General features: G+C 66.2%; 17 protein-coding genes and 1 pseudogene. 5 read left to right on the forward strand and 13 right to left on the reverse strand.

What is annotated here, in order from left to right:
* Nucleotides 1–6: 6 nt before the first annotated feature.
* The 6 genes from smpB to prfB are packed head-to-tail and all read right to left on the reverse strand — an operon-like array spanning nt 7 to nt 4,714.
* Nucleotides 7–504 carry an SsrA-binding protein SmpB gene (gene smpB / locus BST40_RS05450; protein WP_075548821.1) on the reverse strand — a complete coding sequence of 166 codons (498 nt, stop codon included), beginning with the start codon at nt 502–504 and terminating at the stop codon, nt 7–9.
* A 2-nt stretch (nt 505–506) separates the two neighbouring features.
* Nucleotides 507–1,400: a permease-like cell division protein FtsX gene (gene ftsX, locus BST40_RS05455; protein ID WP_075548822.1), complete on the reverse strand. Its 894-nt coding sequence runs from the start codon at nt 1,398–1,400 to the stop codon at nt 507–509.
* The gene (ftsE, locus tag BST40_RS05460) at nt 1,401–2,090 is read right to left on the reverse strand and encodes a cell division ATP-binding protein FtsE (protein WP_083153749.1); all 690 of its coding nucleotides are present in this window, start codon (nt 2,088–2,090) and stop codon (nt 1,401–1,403) included.
* A 44-nt stretch (nt 2,091–2,134) separates the two neighbouring features.
* Nucleotides 2,135–2,599 carry an Rv3103c family proline-rich protein gene (locus BST40_RS29985; protein WP_083153704.1) on the reverse strand — a complete coding sequence of 155 codons (465 nt, stop codon included), beginning with the start codon at nt 2,597–2,599 and terminating at the stop codon, nt 2,135–2,137.
* Between the two features lie 2 nt (nt 2,600–2,601).
* Nucleotides 2,602–3,597: a mechanosensitive ion channel family protein gene (locus tag BST40_RS05470; RefSeq protein ID WP_075548823.1), complete on the reverse strand. Its 996-nt coding sequence runs from the start codon at nt 3,595–3,597 to the stop codon at nt 2,602–2,604.
* Entirely contained in the window at nt 3,584–4,714 is a 1,131-nt protein-coding gene (prfB, locus tag BST40_RS05475) for a peptide chain release factor 2 (RefSeq protein ID WP_075548824.1), read from the reverse strand. The genes BST40_RS05470 and prfB overlap by 14 nt, the downstream gene beginning before the upstream one ends.
* A 109-nt stretch (nt 4,715–4,823) precedes the next feature.
* Here prfB and BST40_RS05480 point away from each other — a divergent pair, with 109 nt between their 5' ends.
* Nucleotides 4,824–6,197: an FAD-dependent oxidoreductase gene (locus BST40_RS05480; protein ID WP_083153706.1), complete on the forward strand. Its 1,374-nt coding sequence runs from the start codon at nt 4,824–4,826 to the stop codon at nt 6,195–6,197.
* On the opposite strand, the gene BST40_RS05485 is transcribed toward BST40_RS05480, so the two are convergent.
* From BST40_RS05485 to BST40_RS05495, 3 genes are read right to left on the reverse strand one after another with little or no spacing between them, the layout of a single operon-like run.
* Entirely contained in the window at nt 6,198–7,781 is a 1,584-nt protein-coding gene (locus tag BST40_RS05485; RefSeq protein ID WP_083153708.1) for an FAD-binding oxidoreductase, read from the reverse strand.
* A gap of 9 nt (nt 7,782–7,790) precedes the next feature.
* Entirely contained in the window at nt 7,791–7,994 is a 204-nt protein-coding gene (locus BST40_RS31045) for a hypothetical protein (RefSeq protein WP_075548827.1), read from the reverse strand.
* 29 nt (nt 7,995–8,023) lie between these two features.
* Nucleotides 8,024–9,394, reverse strand: a complete 1,371-nt coding sequence (locus tag BST40_RS05495) for an HNH endonuclease signature motif containing protein (RefSeq protein WP_083153710.1) — start codon at nt 9,392–9,394, stop codon at nt 8,024–8,026.
* 336 nt (nt 9,395–9,730) lie between these two features.
* On the opposite strand from BST40_RS05495, the pseudogene BST40_RS05500 reads away from it, so the two are divergent.
* The 3 genes and pseudogenes from BST40_RS05500 to BST40_RS05510 all read left to right on the forward strand — a co-directional run.
* Nucleotides 9,731–10,163, forward strand: a pseudogene (locus BST40_RS05500) (MMPL family transporter); the annotation flags it as partial.
* A 172-nt stretch (nt 10,164–10,335) separates the two neighbouring features.
* Complete coding sequence (locus tag BST40_RS05505; protein WP_075548830.1) at nt 10,336–11,352, forward strand: Acg family FMN-binding oxidoreductase; 1,017 nt, start codon at nt 10,336–10,338, stop codon at nt 11,350–11,352.
* 4 nt (nt 11,353–11,356) lie between these two features.
* Entirely contained in the window at nt 11,357–11,785 is a 429-nt protein-coding gene (locus tag BST40_RS05510) for a pyridoxamine 5'-phosphate oxidase family protein (RefSeq protein ID WP_075548831.1), read from the forward strand.
* A gap of 7 nt (nt 11,786–11,792) precedes the next feature.
* On the opposite strand, the gene BST40_RS05515 is transcribed toward BST40_RS05510, so the two are convergent.
* Entirely contained in the window at nt 11,793–13,184 is a 1,392-nt protein-coding gene (locus BST40_RS05515) for a WS/DGAT/MGAT family O-acyltransferase (RefSeq protein ID WP_083153751.1), read from the reverse strand.
* 184 nt (nt 13,185–13,368) lie between these two features.
* Between BST40_RS05515 and BST40_RS05520 the strand changes: the two genes are divergently transcribed.
* Nucleotides 13,369–14,367, forward strand: coding sequence for an Acg family FMN-binding oxidoreductase (locus tag BST40_RS05520; protein WP_083153711.1), 999 nt, complete (start codon nt 13,369–13,371; stop codon nt 14,365–14,367).
* On the opposite strand, the gene BST40_RS05525 is transcribed toward BST40_RS05520, so the two are convergent.
* From BST40_RS05525 to BST40_RS05535, 3 genes are read right to left on the reverse strand one after another with little or no spacing between them, the layout of a single operon-like run.
* Nucleotides 14,347–16,080, reverse strand: coding sequence for a GAF domain-containing sensor histidine kinase (locus BST40_RS05525; RefSeq protein WP_075548834.1), 1,734 nt, complete (start codon nt 16,078–16,080; stop codon nt 14,347–14,349). The two genes, BST40_RS05520 and BST40_RS05525, sit on opposite strands and share 21 nt — an antisense overlap.
* Before the next feature lie 9 nt (nt 16,081–16,089).
* On the reverse strand, nt 16,090–16,737 hold the full coding sequence (gene dosR / locus BST40_RS05530) for a hypoxia response regulator transcription factor DosR/DevR (RefSeq protein ID WP_075548835.1): 648 nt from the start codon (nt 16,735–16,737) through the stop codon (nt 16,090–16,092).
* 37 nt (nt 16,738–16,774) lie between these two features.
* Nucleotides 16,775–17,575 (reverse strand): universal stress protein, encoded by an 801-nt coding sequence (locus BST40_RS05535; protein ID WP_075548836.1) that lies wholly within the window; start codon nt 17,573–17,575, stop codon nt 16,775–16,777.
* Nucleotides 17,576–17,633: the final 58 nt, after the last annotated feature.

The raw sequence follows: 17,633 nt of genomic DNA on the forward strand, positions 1-17,633 counted from the left end.
GCGCCGTCAGCCCATGCCCTTGGCGCGGCGGCCCAGCTCCCGGATCACCTCGCGCTGGGCGTCGCGGCGAGCCATGTCCTGGCGTTTGTCGTGGGCATGTTTACCGCGGGCCAGCGCGAGCTCGACCTTGACCTTGCCCTCGGTGAAATACAGCGACAACGGCACCAGCGCGAAGTTGCCTTCGCGCAGCTTCCCGATCAGAGTGTCGATCTGACGCCGGTGCAACAGCAACTTGCGGTTGCGCCGCGGTTCGTGGTTGGTCCAGCTGCCGTGCTGGTACTCCGGAATGTGCAGGTTGCGCAACCAAATTTCGCCGTCGTCGATGGTGGCGAAGGCGTCGACCAATGACGCATGCCCCTCGCGCAGGCTCTTCACCTCGGTCCCCTGCAGGGCCATGCCGGCCTCGAACACCTCGATGATCGAATAGTTGTGCCGGGCTTTGCGATTGGTGGCGATGATCTTTCGGCCGACCTTGGCCTGCTTGCCCGGCGCCTTATTGGCCATCGCTATTGCCGCACGTAGATGCGCAGCGTCGCGTAGGCCGTCAGCCCGGACATCGCCACGCCCAGCAGCAGCAGCCACGGCGCGATGTAGAGGATGTCGGCGTAGTCGACGCGGGCGATCAGATTGGCTTGGTAGAACTGGTTGAGCGCATTCTCCAAAAACATCGCCCGCACCACGATCAGGCCGCCGATGGCGATCAGGACGCCGACCGTCGCGGCCAGCATCGCCTCCACCAGGAACGGCAGCTGGGTGTACCAGCGGCTGGCCCCGACCAATCGCATGATGCCGATCTCGGTGCGCCGCGTATAGGCGGCGACCTGAACCATGTTGGCGATCAACAAGACCGCGCCGATGGCCTGGACAAGTGCGACCGCAAAGGCGGCATTGCTCAGCCCGTCGAGCACGGCGAACAGCCGGTCGATCAGATCCTTCTGGTTGAGTACCGACAGCACCCCGGGCTGGCCCTGCATCGCGGTGTCGAAGTCCTTGTGCTGCTCGGGATTTTCCAGTTTGACGATGAACGACGCTGGGAAGGAATCTTTTCCGGCCACGTCCTTGTACTGCGGGAATTTGCGGATGGCGTCGTCATAGGCCTGCTGACGGTTGAGGAAGCGCACCGCCTTGACGTCGGATCGCTTTTCGATTTTCTCGCGCAGCGCTTTACACGGGTCGCTGTCGCAGGCGGGATCGTTGGCGGAGACGTCATCGGTCAAAAAGACCTGGGTTTCGACACGGTCGAGGTAGATGGCCCGGGAGTTGTCGGCCAGCCGGACCACCAGCAGTCCGCCGCCGAACAGGCCGATCGAGATCGCGGTCGTCAGGATCATCGCGATCGTCATGGTGACATTGCGACGAAGGCCGGTCAGGACCTCGTTGAGCAGGAAGCCGAAGCGCACTTAGCGATCCATCCCATAGACGCCGCGCTGTTCGTCACGAACCAGCCGGCCCAGCGACAACTCGACGACCCGCTGCCGCATCGAGTCGACGATGTGGTGGTCGTGGGTGGCCATCACCACCGTGGTCCCGGTTCGGTTGATCCGCTCCAACAAATCCATGATGTCCTTACTGGTGTCTGGGTCGAGGTTGCCGGTGGGCTCGTCGGCCAGCAGGACCAGCGGCCGGTTCACGAAGGCGCGGGCGATCGCGACCCGCTGTTGTTCGCCGCCCGACAACTCGTCCGGCAGCCGGTTGGCTTTGCCCGACAATCCCACCGTCTCGAGCACCTCGGGCACCACCCGGTTGATCGCGTCAGTGCGTTTGCCGATCACCTCCAGCGCAAAAGCGACGTTTTCGTACACGGTCTTTTGCTGCAACAGCCGAAAATCCTGAAAGACGCAGCCGATCACCTGACGCAGCTTCGGGACGTTTCGACCACGCAGCTTGTTGACGTGAAACTTCGACACCCCCACATCTCCGGATGTCGGCGTCTCGGCTGCCAGCAGCAACCGCATGAAGGTCGACTTGCCCGAACCCGACGGGCCGATCAGGAAGACGAACTCACCCTTGTCGATCTTGACGTTGACGTCATCCAGCGCCGGACGTGCCGACGATTTGTACTGCTTGGTGACATGGTCCAGGGTGATCATCACGGCACGCCAGTGTAGCGGTGAGTTTCGCTGGGAAGCGAAATTCAACTGGCCGGGGGCGTCGAACTGGGCGGTGGCCCCGGTCCGGGCTGCGGTAGCTGTGACGGCGTCGGGGTGCTCGGAGTCGTGGTCGCCGGGCAGAAGGGCGGCGGCAGCAGACACGGAGGTGGCGGCGGGCCAGCCGAGGTCGTCGTCGTGGTGGTCGTCGGTTCCGGCGTTGTCGTCGTGGTGGTGGGCATCGGCCGCACCCGAGTGGTCACAGGAGGTTGCACCCTGTCCCGCGGCACCCAGGTGTAGTCGGGATCGGGCACAAAGCCCGGTGGCACGACCTGCGCAGGCCTTGCGGGGGCCGGTTCCGGACGGTAGGTGTCATAGGTCCACCACACCGCCAGGAACACGATGATCAACACCACCGTCGACGTGCGCACCCGGCCGCCGAACAGGTGGCTCGGGGTGCGCCGTGCGCTATTCCGGTCGCGCTTACCCAGCACGTTGGGCCAGAAGTTCATCACTACCGCACCGCACCCTTGACTTCGCCGGGCTCGGCGGCCTCGGCGGCTTGGGTAGCCTGGGCGGCTGGAACCGCCGGGTCTTCGACCAGGCCGACCGTCGCGTCGGCGGCGGTCACGATGCCGGCGCGAGCAAGGGCCCGGATGACCAGCACCCGCAATTGCCGACCGGCCTCAAACTGCTTCCCGGGCAGCGTGCGGGCCACCAGGCGCAGTGTCACGGTGTCGACTTCGATGCTTTCCACCCCCATCACGGTGGGGGAATCCAGCAGCAACTCCCCCAGCACCGGGTCGTCGCGCGCGTGCTCGCACTCCTGGTGCAAGACCTCGTTGACCCGGTTGAGGTCGGCATTGGTCGACACCGGGATATCCACCACGGCACGGGCCCAGTCCTTGGAGAGGTTGACCGACTTGACGATCTGGCCATTGGGGACGGTGAACACTTCGCCGTCCGCGGAGCGCAGCCTGGTCACCCGCAACGTCACGTTTTCGACAGTGCCGGTCGCATCGGTCGCCGACCCCAGGATGGTGAGCTTGACCAGGTCTCCGAAGCCATATTGCCGCTCGACAATGATGAAGAACCCGGCGAGCAGATCCCTGACCAGCTGCTGGGCGCCGAAGCCCAGCGCCGCGCCGACCACCGTGGCCGGCGCGACCAGACCGCCCACCGAAAACTGCAGGACGTCGGCGATCTGCATGACCACGACGATGCCGATGAGCACGATCGACACCCACGAGATCACCGACGCCACGGCCTGCCGGTGCTTGGTGGCCTCCGAGCGCACCAGCGCATCGCTTTCGGCGAAGCCGAGGTCGAGCTGTCGGGTCACCCGTTCGGCCACCCAGCTGACGAACCGGGCCGCCAACACGGCCGCGATCAGCAGCATGACGATGCGCAAACCCCGGGTGATGATCCATTCGCCGATGTGACCGCGCCAAAAGTCGTGCCAGCGCTGGGCCACCGCGAGGGCGAGAACTGTGGTGTTAGTTGCTGTCATCTTTTCGGTTACGCCACCGGATTCCTGCTTCCAGGAACCCGTCGATGTCTCCGTCCAGGACGGCGGCCGGATTGCCTACCTCGTATTCGGTCCGCAGGTCCTTGACCATCTGGTAGGGATGCAGGACATAGGACCGCATCTGGTTACCCCAGGAACTGCCGCCCTCACCCTTCAACGCATCCAGCTCAGCGCGCTCTTCTAAACGCTTGCGCTCCAACAACTTTGCTTGAAGAACTCGCATCGCCGCCACTTTGTTCTGCAGTTGCGACTTCTCGTTCTGACAAGTCACCACAATACCCGTTGGGATGTGGGTTAAACGCACGGCGGAGTCTGTGGTGTTCACCGACTGGCCGCCGGGCCCGCTGGACCGGTAGACGTCGACCCGTACATCGCCCTCCGGGATGTCGATGTGGTCGGTGGTTTCGACTACCGGTAATACCTCGACTTCGGCGAACGACGTCTGGCGCCGGCTCTGGTTGTCGAACGGGCTGATCCGCACCAGCCGGTGGGTGCCCTGTTCGACCGACAAGGTGCCATAAGCGAACGGCGCGTGCACGGCGAAGGTGGCACTTTTGATGCCGGCTTCTTCGGCGTAGGAGGTGTCGAACACCTCGACCGGATATTTGTGCTGCTCGGCCCAGCGGATGTACATCCGCATCAGCATTTCGGCCCAGTCTGCCGCATCCACCCCGCCCGCGCCGGAACGGATCGTGACCAGCGCCTCACGCTCGTCGTATTCGCCGGACAGCAGGGTGCGCACCTCGGTGGCCTCGATCTCGGCGCGCAGCGCCTTGAGCTCGGCGTCGGCCTCGGCCAGGGCTTCGGCGGCGGTTTCCCCTTGTTCCTCGGCCGCGAGCTCGTAGAGCACCGGTAGATCGTCAAGTCGGCTACGCAGCTGCTCGACCCGGCGCAGTTCGCCCTGGGCGTGCGACAACTCACTGGTCACGCGCTGTGCGCGAGCCTGGTCGTCCCACAATTTGGGGTCGGATGCCTCGTGCTCGAGCTTGTCGATCTTGGCCCGCAAAGCGTCGACGTCGAGCACCCGCTCCACCGTGGTCAGGGTGGAGTCAAGGGCAGCGATCTCAGCTCGTCGGTCGGCTTGACGGTCGGGTTCCACAGCCGACCACGTTACCGGCAGTTACCGTGGTCAGCGTCTAGCATCATGGGACCAGTGCATCGCGCTACCGCGACACTTCCCATTCCGGGCACGAACAGAAAGCTCGAGCATGCGGCCACACCACCGTCCCTACCACGTCGCCATCGTCGGCTCCGGGCCGTCGGGGTTCTTCGCCGCGGCATCGCTGCTGAAGGCCGCCGACGGCTCCGACCACATCGACGTGGCCGTCGACATGCTGGAGATGCTGCCGACGCCCAGGGGACTTGTTCGCTCCGGTGTCGCCCCGGACCACCCCAAGATCAAGTCGATCAGCAAAACCTTCGAGAAGACGGCCGAAGATCCCCGCTTCCGTTTCTTCGGCAACATAGTGGTGGGCGAACACGTCTCCCCCGGCGAACTCTCCGAGCGCTACCACGCGGTGATCTACGCCGTCGGGGCACAATCCGACAAGCCGCTGAACATTCCCGGGGAGGATTTGCCGGGCAGCATCGCCGCCGTCGATTTCGTGGGCTGGTACAACGCACATCCCAACTTCGAACATGCGACGCCGGATCTGTCGGGTGCCCGGGCTGTGGTGGTCGGCAACGGCAACGTCGCCATCGACGTCGCGCGCATCCTGGTCACCGACCCCGAGGTGCTGGCGTGCACCGATATCGCCGATCACGCGCTGGAGTCGCTGCGCCCCTGCGGCGTCCGGGAAGTGGTGCTCGTCGGCCGGCGCGGTCCGCTGCAGGCAGCGTTCACCACGTTGGAGTTGCGGGAACTGGGTGAGCTGGAGGGGGTGGACGTGGTGGTCGACCCGGCCCAGCTGGAGGGCATCAGCGACGAGGACGCGGCGGCGGCCGGCAAGACCGCCAAGCAGAACATCAAGGTGCTGCGCGATTACGCCCAGCGCGCGCCCCGTGAAGGCCACCGTCGGATTGTGTTCCGGTTCATGACCTCCCCAATCGAGATCAGAGGCGACGGCAAGGTGGAGCAGATCGTGCTCGGCCGCAACGAACTGGTCGCCGACGAGAGCGGGTGGGTTTCGGCCAGGGACACCGGCGAGCGCGAGGAGTTGCCGGTGCAGCTGGTGGTGCGTTCCGTCGGCTACCGCGGGGTGCCGACGCCCGGACTGCCGTTCGACGAGAAACGCGGGACCATTCCCAACACCGCTGGCCGGGTTGAAGGCAGCCGCAACGAATATGTGGTGGGGTGGATCAAACGCGGCCCGACCGGCGTGATCGGCACCAACAAGAAGGACTCCCAGGACACCGTCGACACCCTGATCGCCGACCTGGCGGCTACCGAAGCGCTCACGGAATTCCCACCCGACCATGGCGAGCAGCTGGCCGCCTGGCTGGCATCCCGGCAACCTCAACTGGTCACGACGGCGCAGTGGAAAATCATCGACCACTTCGAACGGGCGGCCGGGGAGCCGCACGGGCGTCCCCGCGTCAAGCTGCCGAACGTGGCCGAGTTGCTCCGCGTGGGGCGCGGCTGATCAGGGGTCGACAAGCACACCGGGGTTGAGGATTCCGGCCGGGTCGAGCACGGACTTCGCCGCACGCAGGGCCGCCGCAAATGGATCGGGGCGCTGCCGGTCGTACCACGGGCGGTGGTCGCGGCCCACGGCGTGGTGGTGGGTGATGGTGCCGCCGGCCGTGCTGATCGCCTCGGACACGGCGGCTTTGATCTCGTCCCACTGCGCGTCCAGCGAACCCCAGCGTCCGCCCGCGTAGATGCCGTAGTACGGGGCCGGACCGTCGGGGTAGACATGGGTGAATCGGCAGGTCACCAGGCCGGTTCCGCAGACGTGTGCGATCGCTCGTCGTGCGGCATCGGTCACCGCGGCGTGCAGGGTGTCGAATCCGGCCCAGGTGCAAGCGGTTTCGAATGTTTCGGCGATGACGCTACGGCGGGCCAGGGCGTCTCGTTGGTAGGGCATCCGCAGGAACGCCGAGCGCCAGTTCGTGGAGGCATCGTTTTCCGTTGTGCTGGTTGCTGTTTCGCGGCCACGGCGCGCGGTGGTGCGGCCGCCGTAGTCGGCGGCGATCTCCACCGCCCGAGCCAGCCACGCGTCGACGGGGTGGTCCGCCGACTCGAAAGCCAGCACCAGCAACCCGCCGCTGACCGTGATGCCAGCGTTCAGGAATGCCTCGGCCGGGTCCAGTAGCCGGCAATTCGCGGGATACAGGCCGGCCTGGGCGATGGTCCGGGTTGCCGTCACCGCGGCGGCCCAGTCGTCGAAGGCGATCGACACGGTGAGCTGCCAGCGCGGCCGGTCCTGCAACCGCATCCAGGCCTCGGTGATGATGCCGAGGATGCCTTCCGAACCGAGGAACAGCCGGTCCGGGGACGGTCCGGCGCCGGACCCGGGCAGCCGGAGCGACTCGCTGATTCCGGCCGGGGTGACGACGCACATCGACTCGGTCAGGTCGTCGATGTGGGTGTACAGGGTGGCGAAGTGTCCCCCGGAGCGGGTCGCCAGCCAGCCGCCGAGAGTCGAAAAGCCGAAGGACTGCGGGAAATGGCGCAGCGTGAGATCGTGTGGGCGAAGCTGGTTTTCGATCGACGGACCGAATGTGCCGGCCTGGATACGCGCCACCCGGCTGGCCCGGTCAATGTCGAGCACGGCGTCCATCGCGCCGATGTCGACCGTGACCGCCGGCTCGTCGAAGCGCGGCTCGACGCCACCGACCACCGAACTGCCGCCGCCGTACGGGATGACGGCGACGTGCTCGCGGGTACACCAGTCCAGCACGTCGACCACATCCTGCTCGCTGCGCGGCCGCACGATCAGGTCCGGGACATGGTCGAGGCGGCCCTGCAGGTTGCGCGCGACGTCGCGGAACGCCTTGCCGCGGGCATGCCCGGCGCGATCGAGTGGATCGGCCGAGCACAACCCGGCCAGCGACGCCGGCGGGGTGATCCGCGGTGGTGCCAACCCGAGCGCCGTCGGATCCGGAGGTTGGTGGTCGGTCAGGTCATGGCCGGGCAGCAGCGCTGCGACGCGTTCCGCCAGTGCCTGCGTCTCCGCCTGCGACAGCGCGTCCTCGACGTCACCCCAGCCCCACCACGAACGCATGCGGTGTGGTCAGCGTTTGACGACGACGACGGCTCCGCCGACGACCAGCAGCACCAGCGCCGTGGCAATAGCCCAGCCGGTGCCCGCCAGCCACCAGATGACGGCCAGCAATGCCAGCACCGGTGACAACGCGAACAGCACCATCCCGGGGTGCTGTTTGATCACTGCGAGCGCGCTTGTCGCCCGGACCCGATCGATTTCCTTGCCTGCCATGCGTTCAGCATGCCATGACACCGGCCCGGTCAACCCCCTTCTTCGTCGTCATCGTCTGCGTCGCGTAGGAGTTTTTCGGCGTGGTGGAACGCGTTGGTGCGGGGTTGGCCGTGGTCGAGATGCGCTGGCGGGATCCATTCGGTGTCACCCCTGGCGTTTTTGCGGGTGGTCCAGCCGCCGTCGAGGAGTTTGTGGTGGGGTCCGCAAGCCAGGGTGAGTTGGTCGACATCGGTGCGACGGGTGGTGGCCCACTCCCGTACATGATGGACCTCGCAGCGATACATCGGCACATCACAGCCCGGCGCTGAGCAGCCACGTTCTTTGGCGCACAAGACAATTCGTTGCCCGGGTGAGGCCAGGCGTTTGGTGTGGTACAGCGCAAGGGGTTTGCCGTCGTCGAAGATCGCCAGATAATGACTCGCGTGGCGGGCCAGGCGGATTACATCCGACATGGGCAGCAGGGTGCCACCACTGGTGAGGGCCTTGCCGGACGCCGATTCCAGGTCTTTGAGCGTGGTGGACACGATGATGCTGGCCGGTAACCCGTTGTGCTGCCCAAGGTTTCCTGATGCCAACAACCCGCGCAGGGCGGCGTTGAGGGCGTCGTGATTGCGTTGGCCTTCCGAGCGGGTGTCACGCTGCGCGGCTTCCTCAGGCGCAGGGCCATCAACTACCGGGCTCTCGTCGGCCGGATTGCACATGCCCGGAGCGCCTAGTTTGGCCAGGACCGCCTCGACGCTGGCCCGGGTTTCCGGGGTCAGCCAGCCATTGAGCCGCGACATTCCGTCAAGGCCCTGCTTGCCCAGGATCAGGCCGCGCCGCCGCGCCCGGTCCCCATCGGAATAGGTGCCATCGGGGTTAAGGCAGTCCATCAGCCGCTGCGCCAGCTTCGCCAACTGGTCGGGCCGGTACTGGATGGCCAACCGGGCCAGATGCGCTTCGGCTTTCTCCCGCGTCTCGATGTCCACATCGACTGGCAGGTGGCGGAAAAAGTCGCGGATCACCCGGACATGCGCCTCGCCGATATGGCCGTCACGCTGTGCGGCAGCGGTGGCGCTCAGCTGCGGGGCCAACGGCTCGCCGGTCAAGGCCAGACGCTGCCCCAACTCGGCGGCCTCGCCCACCCGCCGGCCGGCCTCAGCGCGGGTGATCCGCAGCCGGCTGGCCAACGCCGCGGGCAGCCTGCCGCCCAATTCCTCCTCGGTGGACTGTTCGGCAATCTGATTGATCAGCGAGTGTTCGATGCTGGGCAGCTGACGCCGCGTCGTCTCACAGTGCTCCAGCAAGACCAGCCGTTCGGGAGTGGTCAACGCGTCGAAGGAGAGCTCGAGCAGCCGTGCCATTGTCGCCTTGAGCGCATCGAAGGCCGAGATGACATCTTCGCGACTAGTCGCACGCATGTTCGAATTCTATCGCCGGCCACCGACATCGACGACGTCGAACGGACGGGGCCGGTCTCTGGCTTGATCTGCCCGGGAGGACCGGTAGCGCCGATCTATGCCTTGGGGCTGCGCTTCCTGCCGGCTGTCACCGCCACCACGCGCGTCACCGTCACGGCGTGAGCAAGACCTTCACCCGTTCACCCGACCGGGACCCGGCAATCGCGTAGCCCTTGACCCCGGAGGCATGATCGGCGCCGCACCCCGGTCGGCAGCTCGCCCCAATCGCCCCCCGACCAGGTCGACGGCGAAAACCGTTGCTGTGCCTGCCGCAAACGCGCTGCGCAGCGCGCACAGTCCAACCTCGCGGTGTTGCTGTTCCGGATCGCATTCGGTTTGTCGATGGGCTACGAAGTCTTCCTGATCGCGAGAATCCGCGAGTATTGGTGCGTGCCGACGCGGGATATGTCCGCCATGGCCCCCGGCCCCACGACGAGCCGCCAATGACGAAAGCGTCACCCGCGGCCTCGCCCACACCGGCCGCGTGATCACCGCCGCAGCGTTGATCATGGCGATCAGCTTTGCGGCACTGACTTCTGCCGACGTCTCGTCCATGCGGATATTCGGTCTCGGGCTCACGATCGCGGTGCTGGTCGACGCCACCGTGGTGCGGATGATCCTGGTTCCGGCGTTCATGTTCCTCATGGGCCAGTGGAATTGGTGGGCGCCCGCGCCGCTGACACGCCTGCACGAACGTATCGGCATCGACGAATCCGCAAGCCTGCCTTGACCGCTCGGTGAGCGACGGATTCCCGCGACTCTCGAGCCACGAATCCCGCTGCACACCCGCAAGCCGCGACCCGCCCGATACCAGCGTCACCAAACGGCCCAACCATTACCTTGAAACCACAGTGACACTCGACATTTGCCGAAATGACGAATGACCCTATCAACTACGGACAATGGCCCGTAACGTCCACCGTGTGGACATCGAGGTGCTCGCGAACGCAGTCCTGCTGGCCTGCCGCGCCCCGTCGGTGCACAACAGTCAACCCTGGCGGTGGGTCGTAGAGCACCATGCCGACGTCTACACCGCCCACCTCTTCGTCGATCGCCACCGAATCGTGCGGGCGACAGATCATTCCGGCCGTGAGGCACTCATCAGCTGCGGCGCGGCGCTCGATCACCTGCGCGTGGCGATGACGGCCGCGCAGTCGCAGCCGAGCATCACTCGCTTCCCCATCCCAGGTCGCCCCGACCACCTGGCCACCATGGAATTTAGCCCCACCGATCACGTCACCGCGGCCCAGCGACAGCGGGCCGAGGCGATTCTGCAGCGCCGAACCGATCGGCTTCCGCTGGACCGCCCCAGTTACTGGGACCTTTTCGAGCCGGCCCTGCGCGCCGCCGTGGACGACGATGTCGCGATGCTGGATGTCCTCGCCGACGAGCAACGATCACTACTGGTGCAGGCGTCACTGTACAGCGAAGCCCTGCGTCGTGACGATCCGTCTTATCATGCCGAACTCGACTGGTGGACTTCGCCATTCGCGTTGGCAGAGGGCGTACCTCCGAGTGCGCTGGCATCCGACACCGAACGCCTTCGGGTCGACGTCGGCAGGGATTTTCCAGTACGAAGCCACCAGCAGCGCCGCCCGCAGATCACGGCCGACTGGTCGAAAATCCTGGTGCTGTCCACACCCGGGGACACTCGACTGGACGTACTGCGTTGCGGCGAAGCGCTGTCGACCGTCCTGCTCGAATGCACCATGGCGGGTATGGCGACCTGCACGCTGTCGCATCTCATCGAGTCGAGCGAAAGCCGCGACATCGTCCGCGGCCTGATCGGCCACCGCGGCGAGCCGCAGGTCCTGGTACGCGTCGGGATCACGCCACCGATCGACGACGCTCCCCCGCCCACACCGCGGCGGCCGCTGAACACCGTCCTGGAAATTCGCGAAAAGCCCGAGAAAGGTTGAGCCGATGCCCGACGAGCCCGTTACCTTCCTGTCAGCCGACGAAAGCTGGAAACTCCTGAGCAGCGCCGCGCTCGGCCGACTGGTGACCAGCATCGCCGGTGAGCCCGAGATCTTCCCGGTCAACTATGTCGTGCAGGACCGCACCGTGCTCTTCCGCACCGCCGAGGGCACGAAATTGTTTCTCGCCGTGACGAATAGCCCGGTCGCATTCGAAGCCGACGATCACGACGCGGTGGAAGGCTGGAGCGTCATCGTCAAAGGCCATGCACGGGTTCTGCGTACCGACGCCGAGGTCCGGAAAGCCGAGCAAGCCCAACTGCGGCCATGGGTCGCGACGTTGAAGCTGCATTACGTGCGGGTCACCCCGTCCGAAATCACCGGCCGGCGTTTCTTGTTCGGACCGGAGCCGGACCGCACCGAGACGTTTGCGTGACGACCGGTCACACGACTAGGGACAGCCGTGCCTTACTGCGGCGGGCCTTGCGCCGCTTGCTGATTGCCACCAGCCGTGCTACCGCGGCTTCGATTCCCCGCGCCAGTTGATCGACATCGGTCACCGCGTCGTAGTCGGTGAGAATGCCGAAGCACAGGTCGTCAGCGTAGCTGAGCATCGCGACCCCGGTTCGCAGGTGCATCGCCAGCGGCGGAACCGGGAATACCGCGACCACCCTTTTACCCAAGACCTTTAGCGGGTGACGCGGCCCGGGCACATTCGTCGCCACCGTCACGATCCCACGCTGGGGCAACCGCATCAACAGCCCGACCGCCCGGGCCGTCATCGCGAATGGAAGGCGATTCGCAACTGACATGAACACGTTTCCGGCTTGCGGCTGACCGCTGGTCTTGGCCCGGCTCAACCGTTCATGCACGCTCCGCAGCCGCTGCACCGGATCCTCTTCCTCCACGGGAAGATTTGGAAGCATCGCGGATACGCGATTGTCGACCTCACCGAAGGCGTCCGTCGAACGGACCGAAACCGGCACCAAGGTGCGCAACGAACCCCGCCGGGGCCGCTGCCCACGCGCGACCAGGACGTTGCGGTAGCTCTCGGTAATCGCCGCCAGCGCAACGTCGTTGATGGTGACACCGAACGTCTGACACACCACATCGAGATCGGCCAGGGAGACCCGCGCCCCGCCGAACCGGCGCAAGTCGCTCAGCGGCCCGTTCAGCGTCGACTCGGCGGGGGTCAACAGACCCGCGACCAGTCCGCCGGCACCCCGGACGATGCGGACGATACCTGATGTGATCGCGCCGGGGGCAGTCCCTAGGCCACTCAGCAGGCTCAGCGGATTCGATGCGCCCAGTTCTGGTTTCAGCGCGGCGTGGGTCTTCTCCGCGAAACTGTCCCGAGCGACATGACCGCTGGGGTCGCACAATCCGGCCAGGATGTGGGAAGCCGCGATTCCGTCGGCCATGCAGTGGTGGACCTTGGTCAGCATCGCCCACCTGTCGTCGGTGAGACCTTCGATGACCCAGAGCTCCCATAGCGGGCGGTCGCGGTCCAAACGCCGGGCCATCACGTCGGCGACCAGCCGGTACAGCTCGCGGTCGTCGCCCGGATGTGGGACCGCAACCCGCCGCACGTGCCGGTCGATGTCGAAGTCCGGGTCGTCTACCCATTCGGGAGCACCCAGGTCCAAGGGGTGCAGCCGCAACCGTTGCCCGAACCGCGGACAGGCGCGAATGCGCTCGGCAAACAGCGCCACCAACACATCCTGGTCGGGCGCGGGGCCTTCGATGACCGCGAGGCCACCGATGGCCAGACTGACTCGCGGATCAACATCTTCGGCCTTAAGAAAACCGGCATCCAGCGTCGTCAGGTGAGTCATCATCAGCGTCTTTTCCCAGTTATCTGCAACTCTCGGTACCACTATGCCTGCCGCCGGGGCGTCGCGGCAGGGCCAAAGGTCCCTGCTTGCCGAGGGCTTCGTCCTCTGCCACGATCAATTGCCCCGCCCCGATCCTTGATGCATGACAGCGATGGGACGGCTGGTCTGAATCGGAAAGGCAGCCATGAATGCCCAATTCCCGGACGCGGGCACCCTTCGAGCGGTCCTCACGCTGGCTACCCGCGCGCCCTCGGTCCACAACACCCAGCCGTGGCGGTGGCGGGTGGGCGCGGCAAGTCTGGACCTGTTCTCCGAGCCCGACATGCAACTGCACAGCACCGATCCCGACGGGCGCGATCTGATCATTAGCTGCGGTGTCGCGCTGCATCACTGTGTCGTTGCCTTGGCGTCGATGGGCTGGCGCGCCAAGGTGAACCGGCTGCCCGATCCGGACAACCCCCGCCACCTCGCGACCATCGAGGTCCAGGCCCAGGATGCCGATCACGCCGACATCGCACTCGCCGCGGCCATTCCGCGGCGCCGGACCGACCGTCGCGTCTACAGCAGCTGGCCGGTGGCCGGAGGTGACGTCGCCCAGATGGCCGCGCGGGCTGCTCGCTGTGGGGTCATGCTGCGCCAGGTCGACGAGCTGGACAGGATGAGATCAATTGTCGCCCAAGCTGTGTGGCGCCATGCGGGCGACGAAGGGTACATCCGCGAGCTCACCACTTGGAGTGGCCGGTACGGCGGCGTGGCCGGGGTTCCGGCCCGGAACACTCCGCCGTCGGATCGCAGCGCCCCGATCCCGGGACGGCTGTTCGCGGCGCCGGCGCTGGCCCAACCCTCCGGCGTCTCGCCCGCCGACGACGGCGGCGTCATCGTGGCCCTGGGCACCGACCACGACGACCGGGTGTCTCGGCTACGGGCCGGAGAGGCAACCAGCGCCGTCCTGTTGACAGCGACCGCCATGGGATTGGCGTCCTGCCCGATCACCGAACCATTGGAGATCCAGAGCACGCGCGACGCCGTTCGCGCGGACGTGTTCGGCGACAGCGGCTACCCGCAGATGCTGCTCCGAGCCGGTTGGGCGCCGATCAATGCCGACCCGTTACCGGCCACGCCGCGGCGTAGTCTGTCGCAGGTCGTCGACGGGCCCCGGGAGCTACTGGATGAGCGGGGCTGACCAGCGCAGCAATGTACCGCCACCGGCGGCGGCTTCGATGGCGAATTCGCCGCCGGCCTCCGCTGCGCGCCGGCGCAGATTGGTCAGGCCGCTAGCGGTGAACTGCTCGGGCATTCCGCATCCGTTATCGCTCACCTCGATGCACAGGTCGTCGGCGACTTGGACCCGGACCATCAATGTCGTGGCCCGCGCGTGGCGGACGGCGTTGCTGACCGCTTCCCTGACCACTGCCTCGGCGTGGTCGGCCAGCAGGTTGTCGACCACCGACAGCGGCCCGACGAACTGCACCGAGGTGCGCAACCCCGATCCGGCGAATTGGGCGACCGCGGTATCGATTCGCTGCCGGAGCCGGGTGATGCCCTGCGAGCCGCCGTGCAGGTCGAAAATCGTGGTGCGGATCTCCTGGATGACTCCCTGCAGATCGTCGATCGCCTCCGAAAGCCTTTGCTGCACTTCGGGAACCCGTGTCCGGGGAACGGCAGCCTGCAACGCCAGACCGACGGCGAAAAGCCGCTGGATCACGTGGTCATGCAGGTCTCGCGCGATCCGGTCGCGCTCGGTCACGACGTCGAGCTCACGCATCCGGCGCTGCGAGCTGGCCAGCTGCAGTGCCAGCGCGGCCTGGTCGGAGAAGGCGGCCATCATCTCGAGTTGGTCCTCGGTGGCCGGTCCGGAACTGTCGTGACGCAACAGCACGACGACGCCGGCGCAGGTATCGGTAGCCCGTAGCGGCAACAGCAGCGCCGGACCAGCGACGTCGGCACCGTCCAGCTCGAACTTCTCGACCTGTTTGGGGCTGCTGTCGACGCAGACATCCGCGAGGGCGGCATCCGCCAACGAAATGACTTGCCCCATAACGGAAGCCACGGCGCTGCCCACCGTCTCGATCACCAGTAGCTCCGTCACGTCGACGGCCGGCACGTTCTCGTCGAGCGGAACGGCAACCAGGGCCGCGTCGGCCCCGGTTAGCTTGAGCGCCTCCTCTGCGACCAGCCGAAACACCGTCGCGGGTTCGGCGCCGGAGAGCAATTCGGTGGCGATGTCGCGGGTGGCCTCGATCCACGACTGTCGCGCCGTGGCCTGTTGGTAAAGCCGGGCGTTCGCAATGGCGATGCCCGCGGCCGCGGCCAGCGCCTGGACCAGCAATTCGTCGTCGTCGCTGAACGGCTGACCGTTGGTCTTGTCGGTCAGGTACAACGTGCCCAGCGACATGTCGTGCACCCGAACCGGCACCCCGAGGAAGGTGCTCATGGGCGGATGGTTGGTCGGAAAGCCGACGGATGCCGGATGCAGTGAAAGGTCGTCCAGCCGTAGCGGTTTGGGCTCGTCGATGAGCAGACCGATGATGCCGAGGCCCTGCGGCAGGTGGCCGATCCGCTCGACGGTCTCTTCGTCGAAGCCCTCATAGACGAACTGCAGCACCCGCTTGTCCCGGTCGTGAACCTCCAGGGCACCGTAGCGGGCGTCGACGAGATTGGTCGCCGAGTGCACGATCGTGCGCAGGGTCGCGTCCAAGTCCAGACCCGACGTGACGACGAGCATGGCTTCCACCAGCCCGTCGAGGCGGTCGCGGCCCTCCACGATCTGCTCGACCCGCTCCTGCACTTCCACCAGCAGCTCACGCAGCCGCAGCTGAGAAAGCGTTTGGCGCAGCGGACGCAGACCGGCGTCCAGGGTTGTGCCGGGATCGACGGGAAGCCTGCCATCAGCCATGGGTGCGCGTCACCCCGCGCCCGGTCGCGAGCGCTGCAACTGCGTTGCGAATACCGCGGCCTGCGTCCGGCGCTCCATTCCCAGCTTGGCCAACAGCCGGGATACGTAGTTCTTCACCGTCTTTTCGGCCAAGAACATCCGATCGGCAATCTGCTTGTTGGTAAGGCCCTCGCTCAGCAGCCCCAGCAGCGTGCGCTCCTGTTCGGTCAGGCCGGACAACGGGTCCGGCTCCTCGACACCGCCCCGCAGTTTGGACATCAGCGCGGCCGCTGCCCGATTGTCAAGCAGCGACCGTCCCGCGCCCACTTCTTTGACCGCACGGGCCAATTCCATTCCCTTGATGTCCTTGACGACGTAGCCACTGGCACCGGCCAGGATCGCATCCAGCATCGCCTCATCGGAGGTGTACGACGTCAGGATCAGACAGCGCAGTTCCGGCATGCGCGACAACAGATCTCGGCACAGCTCGATGCCATTGCCGTCGGGCAACCGGACGTCGAGCACCGCCACGTCGGGGTTAGCCGCCGGAATTCTGGCCATCGCTTCGCCCACCGAACCCGCCTCACCGACGACCTCGAGTTGAGGGTCCGCGTCGAGCAGGTCGATCAGACCGCGCCGTACCACCTCGTGGTCGTCGACCAAGAAGACTGTTACCAAGACTTCACTCCTGAGATAGTCCCGAGATTGGCTGTTCCTAGAGGTTGCCACTGCGCACGGTCAGCACCGAGCATCCTGCGCTGTAGACGTTGCATGCCTGGGCGGCATGGGAGTCGGTGACATATAGCTGGTCCGGCTTGGCGTTGGCGGTGATGTAACGGCAGGCATGCCCGCGGATGACGGTCGACTCGATTTTGACGTCAGGGTACAGCCGCGTCCACCGGGCCAGCCGGCGGCTCAGTTGCGCTTGCGCCAAACGGTTTCCGTCTCCGGCGTCGCCCGATGTGTCGGCCATGCGTGCCGAAAGCGCCCGCAGCGGCACTCCCCGCAGCCTTGCCTCCTCGAATGCATGTCGCAGCACCGAACCGTTGTTCACCTCCGCGACCACCGTGCTGACTTTCGGCGCCGGCATTCCGCCGGTGGGCACCTGGATGACCGCCACCGGGCATAGCGCCGAGCCGGCCAGGGTCGCCGCGACCGAGCCTTCGCCGCGGCGCGCGTGGTTGAGCCCGATGGACCCGACACACACCATCACCGCCGACCTGGACTCCTCCATCAGCTTGGTGAGCGGCCTGCCCCGCAGGACTTCGGTTTCCACCTTGACCGGGTGTCCGGTGGCTTCAACGGCACGGCATACGTCGAACAGTGCCGCGTGCGCCGTACCTTGCCGACCATCACGACCGCCACCGCCCGACGGTTCCAGCGGATCGATGACGTACACCAGGCGCAGCGGAATGTCTCGGCTGACCGCCTCGTCGATCGCCCACAGCGCCGCCTGGGTTGCCGCCTTCGATCCGTCGATACCGACGACCACCGCCGGAGCTGACGGGTTGCTCATCGTGCTCTCCTCTGCTGAGCCGTTGGCTACTCGCACGTTATCGATGAGGCAACCGGCT

The sequence above is a fragment of the Mycobacterium persicum genome (assembly GCF_002086675.1).
GTDB lineage: Bacteria > Actinomycetota > Actinomycetes > Mycobacteriales > Mycobacteriaceae > Mycobacterium > Mycobacterium persicum.

What these genes read in the sequence shown, in the direction of transcription:
- smpB (WP_075548821.1), bottom strand. Translation starts at nt 504, where the DNA reads ATGGCCAATAAGGCGCCGGGCAAGCAGGCCAAGGTCGGCCGAAAGATC.
- ftsE (WP_083153749.1), bottom strand. Translation starts at nt 2,090, where the DNA reads ATGATCACCCTGGACCATGTCACCAAGCAGTACAAATCGTCGGCACGT.
- BST40_RS29985 (WP_083153704.1), bottom strand. Translation starts at nt 2,599, where the DNA reads ATGAACTTCTGGCCCAACGTGCTGGGTAAGCGCGACCGGAATAGCGCA.
- BST40_RS05470 (WP_075548823.1), bottom strand. Translation starts at nt 3,597, where the DNA reads ATGACAGCAACTAACACCACAGTTCTCGCCCTCGCGGTGGCCCAGCGC.
- BST40_RS05480 (WP_083153706.1), top strand. Translation starts at nt 4,824, where the DNA reads ATGCGGCCACACCACCGTCCCTACCACGTCGCCATCGTCGGCTCCGGG.
- BST40_RS05485 (WP_083153708.1), bottom strand. Translation starts at nt 7,781, where the DNA reads ATGCGTTCGTGGTGGGGCTGGGGTGACGTCGAGGACGCGCTGTCGCAG.
- BST40_RS31045 (WP_075548827.1), bottom strand. Translation starts at nt 7,994, where the DNA reads ATGGCAGGCAAGGAAATCGATCGGGTCCGGGCGACAAGCGCGCTCGCA.
- BST40_RS05495 (WP_083153710.1), bottom strand. Translation starts at nt 9,394, where the DNA reads ATGCGTGCGACTAGTCGCGAAGATGTCATCTCGGCCTTCGATGCGCTC.
- BST40_RS05505 (WP_075548830.1), top strand. Translation starts at nt 10,336, where the DNA reads ATGGCCCGTAACGTCCACCGTGTGGACATCGAGGTGCTCGCGAACGCA.
- BST40_RS05510 (WP_075548831.1), top strand. Translation starts at nt 11,357, where the DNA reads ATGCCCGACGAGCCCGTTACCTTCCTGTCAGCCGACGAAAGCTGGAAA.
- BST40_RS05515 (WP_083153751.1), bottom strand. Translation starts at nt 13,184, where the DNA reads ATGACTCACCTGACGACGCTGGATGCCGGTTTTCTTAAGGCCGAAGAT.
- BST40_RS05520 (WP_083153711.1), top strand. Translation starts at nt 13,369, where the DNA reads ATGAATGCCCAATTCCCGGACGCGGGCACCCTTCGAGCGGTCCTCACG.
- BST40_RS05525 (WP_075548834.1), bottom strand. Translation starts at nt 16,080, where the DNA reads ATGGCTGATGGCAGGCTTCCCGTCGATCCCGGCACAACCCTGGACGCC.
- BST40_RS05535 (WP_075548836.1), bottom strand. Translation starts at nt 17,575, where the DNA reads ATGAGCAACCCGTCAGCTCCGGCGGTGGTCGTCGGTATCGACGGATCG.